7 protein-coding genes and 1 pseudogene are annotated in these 9,048 nt (G+C 68.6%); 5 read left to right on the top strand and 3 right to left on the bottom strand.

Annotated elements, in window-relative coordinates:
- Window positions 1-2: 2 nt before the first annotated feature.
- On the bottom strand, window positions 3-1,406 hold the full coding sequence (locus tag ACIBUY_RS39535) for a CoA transferase (protein WP_399155241.1): 1,404 nt from the start codon (window positions 1,404-1,406) through the stop codon (window positions 3-5).
- Between the two features lie 406 nt (window positions 1,407-1,812).
- Here ACIBUY_RS39535 and ACIBUY_RS39540 point away from each other — a divergent pair, with 406 nt between their 5' ends.
- The 5 genes and pseudogenes from ACIBUY_RS39540 (at window position 1,813) to ACIBUY_RS39560 (ending at window position 6,963) form a co-directional block, all read left to right on the top strand.
- Window positions 1,813-2,991: a CoA transferase gene (locus tag ACIBUY_RS39540; protein WP_365573227.1), complete on the top strand. Its 1,179-nt coding sequence runs from the start codon at window positions 1,813-1,815 to the stop codon at window positions 2,989-2,991.
- Window positions 2,992-3,004: 13 nt separating this feature from the next.
- Window positions 3,005-4,171, top strand: a complete 1,167-nt coding sequence (locus tag ACIBUY_RS39545) for an acyl-CoA dehydrogenase family protein (protein ID WP_365573224.1) — start codon at window positions 3,005-3,007, stop codon at window positions 4,169-4,171.
- Window positions 4,168-5,115: an acyl-CoA dehydrogenase family protein gene (locus ACIBUY_RS39550; protein WP_399155242.1), complete on the top strand. Its 948-nt coding sequence runs from the start codon at window positions 4,168-4,170 to the stop codon at window positions 5,113-5,115. Before ACIBUY_RS39545 ends, ACIBUY_RS39550 begins: the two co-directional genes overlap by 4 nt.
- A 19-nt stretch (window positions 5,116-5,134) precedes the next feature.
- The gene (locus ACIBUY_RS39555; RefSeq protein ID WP_399155243.1) at window positions 5,135-6,037 is read left to right on the top strand and encodes a LysR substrate-binding domain-containing protein; all 903 of its coding nucleotides are present in this window, start codon (window positions 5,135-5,137) and stop codon (window positions 6,035-6,037) included.
- 366 nt (window positions 6,038-6,403) lie between these two features.
- Window positions 6,404-6,963, top strand: a pseudogene (locus tag ACIBUY_RS39560) (transcriptional regulator).
- Between the two features lie 260 nt (window positions 6,964-7,223).
- Here ACIBUY_RS39560 and ACIBUY_RS39565 read toward each other — a convergent pair.
- Both ACIBUY_RS39565 and ACIBUY_RS39570 read right to left on the bottom strand, forming a co-directional pair.
- On the bottom strand, window positions 7,224-7,652 hold the full coding sequence (locus ACIBUY_RS39565; RefSeq protein ID WP_399155244.1) for a hypothetical protein: 429 nt from the start codon (window positions 7,650-7,652) through the stop codon (window positions 7,224-7,226).
- On the bottom strand, window positions 7,646-8,305 hold the full coding sequence (locus ACIBUY_RS39570) for a MarR family transcriptional regulator (protein WP_399155245.1): 660 nt from the start codon (window positions 8,303-8,305) through the stop codon (window positions 7,646-7,648). Before ACIBUY_RS39570 ends, ACIBUY_RS39565 begins: the two co-directional genes overlap by 7 nt.
- Window positions 8,306-9,048 lie beyond the last annotated feature (743 nt).

Genomic DNA, 9,048 nt, shown 5'->3' on the forward strand with positions numbered 1-9,048 from the left:
GGTCACCAGGCCAGGGGGGAGGCGCCGAGCGGCTCGGCGGAGCGGGTCAGGCGGGGGCGCAGGGTCGAGTACGCGATCCGGGTCGGCAGGTAGCGGACGTGGCCGAACGGGCCCTCGACGGTGGCCAGTTGTCCGGCGGCGTCGGTGGGGTCGGGGGCGGGCAGTTCACGGACCTGCTCGCGCGGCAGCAGCCCGAGGTCCTGCACCCACATCGAGACCTTGGCCAGGTCCACGTGCACCCGCCAGGTCCCGCCGTCGCGCGCCCGGCGGCGCAGCGCCTCCACCACCCCGGCCGCGCCGAGGATCGCCGCCAGGTAGTCGTTGAGCAGGTAGGTGGGCGGCAGCCGTGGTCCGTCGAAGGAGCCCTCCTCGGCCGAGAACCCGCTGGCGGCACAGGCGAGTTGGTCGAATCCGCCGCGCCGGGACCAGGGTCCGGTGCCGCCCCAGCCGTGGAAGTCCAGCAGCACGAGCCCGGGGCGCGCCTCGGCCAGCGCCCGCGGTCCGAAGCCCTTGGCGTCCAGGTTCAGGTAGTTGCTCACATAGACGTCGGCGTCGGCCAGCACGCGGCCAAACGCCCTGGCCGCGTCGGGGTCGAGCAGATCGCAGAAGGCGGCGCGCTTGCCGATGCCGGTCTCGATGATCATGCCGTTGGGGTCGGGGTGCCCGGGGGAGGACAGGTGCAGCACGTCCGCGCCCAGCTCGGCGGCCATCCGCGCGGCGATCGGACCGGCGATGACGTGCGTGTTGTCCAGTACGCGCAGACCGGAGAGCGGGAGTTCGGCTCCGGCGGGGAAGGGCTCGGGAGCACTGTCGCCCAGCTTCTCGAGGTGGATCAGCGGTCCCGCGTCGAGCAGCCGCCCCTGCGGGTGCTCGCGCCACTCCGCCTGCGTCCGCACCGCGATGGCGGTGCCGCCGCGCGAGCAGATCGCCTCCTCCAGCGCGAACGCGTCCCAGTGCGCGACGGCGTCCGCGAGCCGCTCGCGGCTGGGCGGGCAGTCCAGTACCTCGCAGGCGAGGTCGCGCAGGGCCGGGTAGGACAGCAGGACGTAGATGTAGCGGCCGTCGGCGGCACGGTAGAAGTCGCTGTGGCCGAGCAGGTTGGGGTCCTCGGCGAGCTCGGTGATCGGTACACCGTTGGCGCTGGTCAGGAAGGCGGCCATCAGCTGGTGCACGGCCGACTCGACCGAGACGGTGACGTCCTGGCCGTCCCCGCCGCGCTCCCGCCACAGCGCGGCGACCTCCGTACCGAGCGCCGCGAGGGCGGCCGCGGCCGCGTCGCCGATCCGGTGCACGGAGGGGGTGACGGGGTCGGCACCGGTGATGGTGATCTTGCCGCCGGCGTCCGCGGCGCTGATGCCGAGCTCACGGTAGAGGCCGTCGAGTGCGTCATAGGGAGTGCTGGTCATAACGGGCTTCCTATCTGGAGGAGTTCCGGCGCCTCCAAGAAAACCCCCAGGAAGCGAATTACGTCCAATATGGACCGCACGCAGCGGTGATAGGCCCTGCCATATAACACGGCGTCGGGCCGGGTGAACGGCCGACGGCCAACCAAAGCCCGCATCATACGAATTGCGCCCGGCATTGATTGGCGCTCACCTATGAACCCGCGCTGACCTGCACAGATTTAGCGGCAGGTGTTCCAGGGAGGCCCATACGCGGGACGCCCACCACCGATACGACCCGTCCTATCGACCGCCGCCGACCTGCCGCTATACGCCCGGCCTCACATATCCATCGGCTCATTGATATTGGACGCGACCCCGTCCGGCGGGCTTTTCTGGTTCCACCGCAACGAACCGAAATGGAGGCGAGATGACCAACAAAGGAATGCTGGCCGGCGTCCGCATCGTCGAACTCGGCAGCGTGATCATGGTGCCCTACGCCGCCCAGCAGCTCGGTGACCTGGGCGCGGACGTCATCAAGGTCGAGCCGCCCACCGGTGACATGACACGCAGCTACCCACCGCTGCGCCACACCGGAATGGGCGGTGCAGCCCTCAACCTCAACCGCAACAAGCGCAGTGTCGCCCTCGACCTGAAGGCCCCGCACGGCCGCGACGCACTGCTCGCGCTGCTGCGTACGGCGGACGTGTTCCTCACCAACATCCGCCCGCAGGCCCTCGCCCGGCTCCGGCTCACCCCCGAGGAACTGGCCACCGCGAACCCGGAGTTGATCCAGGTCAACGCCCAGGGCTTCCGCAGCGACAGCGAGCTCGGCACCCTCGCCGCGTACGACGACATCATCCAGGCCGTCTCCGGCCTTGTCTGGCTCAACCAGCAGGCCAGCGGGGAGCCGCACTTCGTGCCCACACTCCTGGTCGACAAGATCTGCGGCCTGCAGATCACCCAGTCGGTGCTCGCCGCCCTGCACCACCGCGCGAACGGTGGCGGCGGCCAGCACATCGAGGTGCCGATGGCCGATGTGATGATGGCCTTCAACCTGGTCGAGCACCTCGGCCAGGCGGTGCTCGAGCCGGACGGACCCTTCGGCGCGCCCCGCTCGATGAGCCGTGCCCGCCGGGCCCAGCGCACCGCCGACGGCTGGATGTGCATCCTGCCGCACAGCGACCGCAACTGGCGCGACTTCACCACCTTCGCGGGCCGGCCCGACCTGGCCGAGGACCCACGGTTCGCCACCCGCGCCCTGCGCGCGGCCAACGCCGACGAGCTCTACCCGGTACTGGACGAGCTCGCCCGGCAGCACACCACCGCCAGCTGGCAGGACTTCTGCCACCGCGTCAGCATCCCCGCCGCCCCGGTGCACTCCATCGCCTCCGCCGCCACCACCGACTACGCCCGCGAGGGCGGGGTGCTCACCGAGGTGGTCCACCCCACCGAGGGCCCCTACCGGTCCATCGGCCGGCCGGTGCGCTATTCCGCCGACCCCGAACCGCCGCTGCGGCCCTGCCCGGCCGTCGGCGAGCACACCGACGAGGTGCTGCGCGAGGCCGGCTTCGACCCGAACCTGCTGCGCCCCGCGCACGCTGTCTGACAAGGAGAAGGACATGACCGCACTGCAGTCCGCCCAAACCCTCGAACTGCGCCGGGAGGTACGCCGGTTCCTGGCCGAGGAGCGCGCCCGCGGCACCGTCCTTGGCCGCCCCGACTCCTGGCTCACCGGCTGGCTCCCGGAGTTCAGCCGCCGGCTCGCCGAGCGGGGCTGGGTCGGCATGGCCCTGCCCAAGGAATACGGCGGCGGTGGCCTGGGCTTCCTCGCCCGGGTGGTGGTGATCGAGGAGTTGCTCGCCGCCGGTGCCCCCGTCTCCGCGCACTGGGTCGCCGACCGGCAGGCCGCGCCCTCGATCCTCAACCACGGCAGCGAGGAACAGAAGAAGCGCTTCCTGCCCGCGATCGCCGAAGGGCGCTGCTTCTTCTCCATCGGCATGAGCGAGGAGCAGGCCGGATCCGACCTGGCAGGCGTGCAGACCCGCGCCGAACGGGTCGAAGGCGGCTGGCGGCTGACCGGCACCAAGAAGTGGACCGGCGGCGCACACTGCAACGACTACGCGATCGTGCTGGCCCGCACCAGCGAGCACGAGGACCGCCACCAAGGGCTCAGCCAGTTCATCGTGGACCTGCGCGCCCCCGGGGTGCGGGTGGAGCCGATCCACCTGCTGACCGGCGAGCACACCTTCAACTACTTCCACCTGGACGGTGTCGAGGTCCCCGACGGCATGCTGCTCGGCAACGAGGGCGACGGCTGGGCACAGGTCACCGGCGAGCTCGCCTTCGAACGCAGCGGCCCCGAGCGGTACCTGAGCACCTTCCCGCTGCTGGTCGCGCTGGTGCGCGAGCTGTCCGACAAGCCGGCCACCGCCGACCAGCAGGCCCGCCTGGGCGCATTGATCGCACGGCTGTACGCGGTGCGGCAGCTGTCGCTGGGCGTGGCCGCCGCGCTGGACGAGGGCCGCCCGGCCGACGTGCAGGCCGCCCTGGTCAAGGACCTCGGCACCCGGCTCGAGGGCGAACTGGTCCACGAGGTCCGCCGGATCCTGCCGGTCGCCCCCGACGCCGAGGCCACCCCCGGCACCTACCCCGAACTCCTGGCCCTGGCGCTGCTGCACACCCCCGCCTACACCCTGCGCGGCGGCACCAACGAAATCCTGCGCGGCATCATCACCCGCGCCGTCGAACACGTCGAGCACGTCGAGCACAAGGAGCAGCAGTCATGAGCATCCCGCAGCAGCTTGCCACCGTCCGTACCGCTGGGCGCACCGCCGGGACGGAATCCGCAGCCGGGTCCGGACCGCTGGCCGAGGACAACTTTGTCGCCCGGCCGCTGGCCGAGCACGCCGAACTCGCCCTGCCCGCAGGACCCCTGACGTACTGCCTGGCCACCAGCCTGGTCATCCGCTGGGCCCACCCCGCCGTCTTCCACGTCGGACCGGCCGGAACCATGGGCGATGACACTGCCCTGCGCGTCTCCGGCACCCTGCCCCGCGTGCCTGGGGCACGCGGAGCCACCGTGCTGGTCGCGGCCCAGGGGCCGGGCGGGCCCGTACTGTTCCCCGTCGACCCCACCCGTACCAGCGTCGAGACCGGGGCCAACCTGGCCGGCGAGCCGCGCGACACCCTGCACTTGTCCGACTACCAGGTCCCCGCCGAGCTCGTCCGGCCCCTCACCCCCCAACTGCTCGCCGAGTCCGAGCTGCGGGCCGCGCTGTGCCGGGCCGCGCTGATCGCCGGGGCGGCCGAACGCTGCGTGCAGCTGACGGTGGCCCACACCGCGACGCGGATCCAGTTCGGCCGCCCGCTGGGCCACTTCCAGGCAGTGAAGCAGGAGGAGGCCCGGCTGATCGAGGAGTCCGCCCTGGTCGGCGCGGCCGTCGAGGCGGCCGGTGAGGCCCTCGAACGACTCGGCGCCGAAGCCGCGTTCGAGGTCGCCGCCGCCAAGGCCCAGGCCTCGGCCTCGGTCGCCGAGATCGCCCGGATCGCCCACCAACTGCACGGCGCGATCGGCTTCACCGAGCTGAGCGAACTCCACTTCGCCACCACCCGGTTGTGGTCCTGGCGCGACGAGGACGGAGATGAGGCGTACTGGTCCGCCCGCCTCGGCCGCGCGGCGCTAGCGCAGCGGCCCGAACAGCTCTGGCCTGCACTCACCGGCTCCAAATGACGCTCTATATGATCTCGGTATGGACCTCACCCCGCGCCTGCTTGAGCAGTTCATAGCACTGGCCGACGAGAAGCACTACGGGCGGGCGGCCGAACAGCTGACGATGAGTCAGCCTTCGCTCAGTCAGGCCATCCAGCGCCTGGAACGGATCGTCGGTGTGCGGCTGCTCGACCGGGGCAGCCGCAGCGTCGAACTCACCCCGGCGGGTGCGGCCTTCGCCGCCGATGCGCGGAGCCTGCTGGACGCCCAGGAATCCGCACTCGCCCGCGCCCGCCAGATCGCCTCGGGGGACGCGGGCGAGATCCGCGTCGGCTACGTCCCCAGCTTCGGGCACTGGCACGTGCCACGATTGCTGTCCGCTCTGGCACGTCAACTACCGGACCTCAGAGCGCAGTTGACACAGGCCTCCTCCATGGCCCTGGTCGAGGCCCTGCGGCTGGGCTCACTCGACCTCGCCTTCATCCGCTCTCTGCCGCCGCGCAGCGAGGACATGGAGATATCCGAGATCAGCTGGGAACGGTTCGCCGTTGCCCTGCCCGAGGCGCATCCGCTCGCGGGCGCGGCAGAGCTCGCGCTGTCCGACCTCCAGCAGGACTCGTGGGTGCTTCTCAGCGAGCGGTCCGTGCCCGACTTGGCCCGTGCCTGCATGCTGATGTTCCGTCAGGCGGGCTACCCACCCCAGGTCCGGGCCCGGGCCGAGGACCTCTCCGGGTTGCTCGGCTACGTCACTTCCGGCCTGTGCGTTGCCATAGTCTCCGAACACACCGCCGAACTGTCCTTCCCGGGTATCCGCGTCGTCCCCCTGACCGACGACGGTGCCAAAGACGCAATCCCTGTCTACGCCGTACACCGCCCCACGCCCCACCCAGCTGTGCTCGCGCTGCTGAGACACGCCGACACCTGGTTCAGCGAAGGTCCCTGACCCGTCGCGGTTTACCGGTGGTGGGTGCTTCGTGTCGGTCAGCATGTCCCCTGCCGCGCCTTGTATTACGGCCTTGAGATGCCGCGTCGGCCGATACCGGGGTTCTTGTCGGCAGGGTGTCTCTTCGGTGTCGGGCCCCGGGGTGTTGGCAGCGCCGCCGGGGTCAACCTATGCCCATAGGGCCTGCAGTTGCGGGAGCGTAGCTGGTCAAGGTTATCAACTTCCAGCTATAGCCAATGACTTGAAGCTTCAGTGCAGGCATGGGTGCGCGTGTGCGAATTGCGCGGAGGTGCGTTTCCTCCCCAAGGCCTGTGCCGTTGTCAGAGCTGACGGCGGTGACAGGAACACGGTGCGGAGGGCGGGCAAATGCCGGAACGGAACAAGGAGTTCGGCAAGTTCGGCGCGCAGGGCATCAAGGGTTTCGAGGCGGTGGCTCGCCAACTCGACCGCCTCGCGGACTTCATCGCGACACCGGTCACCCAACGCCGGGGCCTGATGGCGCGCCTGCACTACCTGACCCGCACAGACCACGCGAGGCAGGCCTGACGGTGACGGACCGCACGCTGAAGGCTTGGCTGGAAGGCAAGCGTTCCCCGTCGAAGAAGAACCTGGAGCGCATCGAGGCGGCGTACCGCGCGGTACGCCGCGCGAACGTCGCCCGGTACCTGCTGGCCCGCCTCAACCGCGACGGCCGCGGCACCAGGGTGGAGTTCCACCCACTGAACCAGTCCCAGGTGCCGCGCCCGCGCCAACGGGTCATCGACTACCGCTCGTTGAACGTACGCAACTGGGCCCGGATCGTGCGGGCGTGGGCGGCGGGTGACATGCGAGCTCTGGACGAGGCCTGGATCAACGACGCGGTGGTGGACCTCGGCTCGCAGTGGGGTGAGTACGAGTACGTGTCGAGCATCGGGTTCGCGGCGTGATGCTTGAGCGGCTGGCTGTGGATCGTGAGGTTGTGCGCCGCCTGATCGGCCTTGATCTCACAGACGAAGACTTCGAGGCGGCTCCCGACGTCTTCGCCAACATCCACAAGATTGCCACTGAGAAGGCGGCCCGAGCAGACTCAGCGACCGACTGCGCCCTCGCTTCATGGCTGCGCTGGCTGCTGCCGTGGACGGACGTTCCCGCTACCTTCGCAACGGGACCTTGCCGTAGGGCACGTGGACGGCTGGCCCTCTCTGAACTATCCGGCGGCGGGGACGGACCGGAGGGGCTGAGGCTGGTGTTTGGGGGGTGCGGTCTCGTACAACGGGGCGGTGATCTCGGGAAGTTCGCCGTCCACGATGCGTTCGGAGGCATCCTGGATTGCGTCTTCGAGCTGCTCCTGCGTTGCGTACGAGGCGATGTAGGGATGCAGGTAGTACGTGCGGTACTTGCGGCGTCCTGAACGGTCTTTGGGCCGCAGGACGATATTCCGGTTCTCCAGTAGTGCCATCGCGGTGTTCGCGGAGTTGCGGGACAGACCCACGAGGGCCCCTAGTTCGGCCTGAGAGGCGATGACCTCGCCCCCAGGCCGCTGGCGCTCGACGAGAACGCTCAAGAGGTCCTGGGCGGCTTTCGTGAGGTTCAGCCGGTACAGCATTCCGAAGCCGGCACTTGCCTGGATCAGCATGCCCTGCCCTCCTCGTTTGTACCTTCGGTGTCTCCGTCTTCGTCCCGAAGCTCCACTCGCACGTTACGTGGCGGCCTCGGCGCGTTCAGCGCCGGGAACGCGTCCTGGGGAAGGTGGCCGTCTCCGTTGCGCAGTGCGTTCAGGATTTCCTGTTGGCGGTCGCCATTGCCCTCGAAGCCGAGCATTGGGTTCACGAAGATCAGACCGGTATCGACGCGCTGGATCATGTGCCACTCCTCCAGTCTGCCGATCGCACGAGTGACGTTTGATCTTTCCACGTTGAGCTTCTCTGCGATCTTCATGTGAGTGGAGCGCACCCACCCCTCGCGCTGTCGGCCAATGCACCACAGTAAGACGGCGGACTGGATCGGTGACATGCCGTGCTGAGCGATCAGTACCGCCAGGACGTCGGCGAGGAAGTCATTGGAGACCACGCTGTAGCCGGAGCGGCCGTACATTTCGTGGGGCGCTCGGTAGGTGTACCGCACGCTCACGTCCATCTTCTGAACGGGCCGGTTGCGTGTCGGGGGCTTGATGTCCTGCCCGAACCGTGACGACAGGGTCTCGCGGAAGGCGCTGTCGCCGTCGGGAGGGACGGCGGTGATTCGGCGGGAACTCCGGCCGGACACAGGGCGCTTGGGCTGACGGGCCATCGACGGTCCTGTCCTCGATCACTGTGGTCACCGCAGACGCTAGCAGTTCGCCAACTCCAGTTTGCGCTTTTGTACATGCTGGCATGGTGCTTCTGTGTCGACACCGACACGTCGAACTCACCCTGATCTACGCGGACCTGACTCGACCTGCACGAACAGCGTTTTGTACAGGCCTACTTGGCACATATGAGTGCCGAGGTGGCACCACTGACACATTTTTGGAGTCCTATGTGCCAGCCCCGACACATAGGGTCTCGCAGAACCCCAGGTCAGACGCACTTTCTCCCGAGTGCCCTCTTTCCTTAAGAGGCGCAAGGTCGCGTGTCGGATCGGCGTTGGTTCTTGGTTTGTTGCTGTCTGCGGTATCAATTTGCCGGGCTTCAGTAGCTGTTGACTGGTTCAGGAAGCTGGTGGGGGATTAGTGGTTTGGAGTACGGGCTATATCTGACAGGTTGTTATCTTACGTTGTGTCAGCAATCAGTGATGGTCCGTCAGCTTCCTTTGTTAGTACCGGAGTTGGTTGTCTAGTTGTTGTTTGTGGGACGGAGGCTAGGGTGGCAGCTAGGCAACCACCAGAAATTCGCGGAGCGAATTTCTGTCGCCTGAATTGCGGAGCAATTCAGGCCGCGGACAACGGAGTTGGCCGCTCCGGACGGCGGAGCCGGCCAGTGGGCAACGCGGAGCGTTGCCGTCTTCCCGCCACGTAGTGGCGGCGCGTCGTGTCTGCGGAGCAGACCGCGCGC

The sequence above is a fragment of the Streptomyces sp. NPDC050085 genome, assembly GCF_044460595.1.
Lineage (GTDB): Bacteria > Actinomycetota > Actinomycetes > Streptomycetales > Streptomycetaceae > Streptomyces.

Coding starts and splice junctions, on each gene's coding strand:
- ACIBUY_RS39535 (WP_399155241.1), bottom strand. CDS start 1,406: ATGACCAGCACTCCCTATGACGCACTCGACGGCCTCTACCGTGAGCTC.
- ACIBUY_RS39540 (WP_365573227.1), top strand. CDS start 1,813: ATGACCAACAAAGGAATGCTGGCCGGCGTCCGCATCGTCGAACTCGGC.
- ACIBUY_RS39545 (WP_365573224.1), top strand. CDS start 3,005: ATGACCGCACTGCAGTCCGCCCAAACCCTCGAACTGCGCCGGGAGGTA.
- ACIBUY_RS39550 (WP_399155242.1), top strand. CDS start 4,168: ATGAGCATCCCGCAGCAGCTTGCCACCGTCCGTACCGCTGGGCGCACC.
- ACIBUY_RS39555 (WP_399155243.1), top strand. CDS start 5,135: ATGGACCTCACCCCGCGCCTGCTTGAGCAGTTCATAGCACTGGCCGAC.
- ACIBUY_RS39565 (WP_399155244.1), bottom strand. CDS start 7,652: ATGCTGATCCAGGCAAGTGCCGGCTTCGGAATGCTGTACCGGCTGAAC.
- ACIBUY_RS39570 (WP_399155245.1), bottom strand. CDS start 8,305: ATGGCCCGTCAGCCCAAGCGCCCTGTGTCCGGCCGGAGTTCCCGCCGA.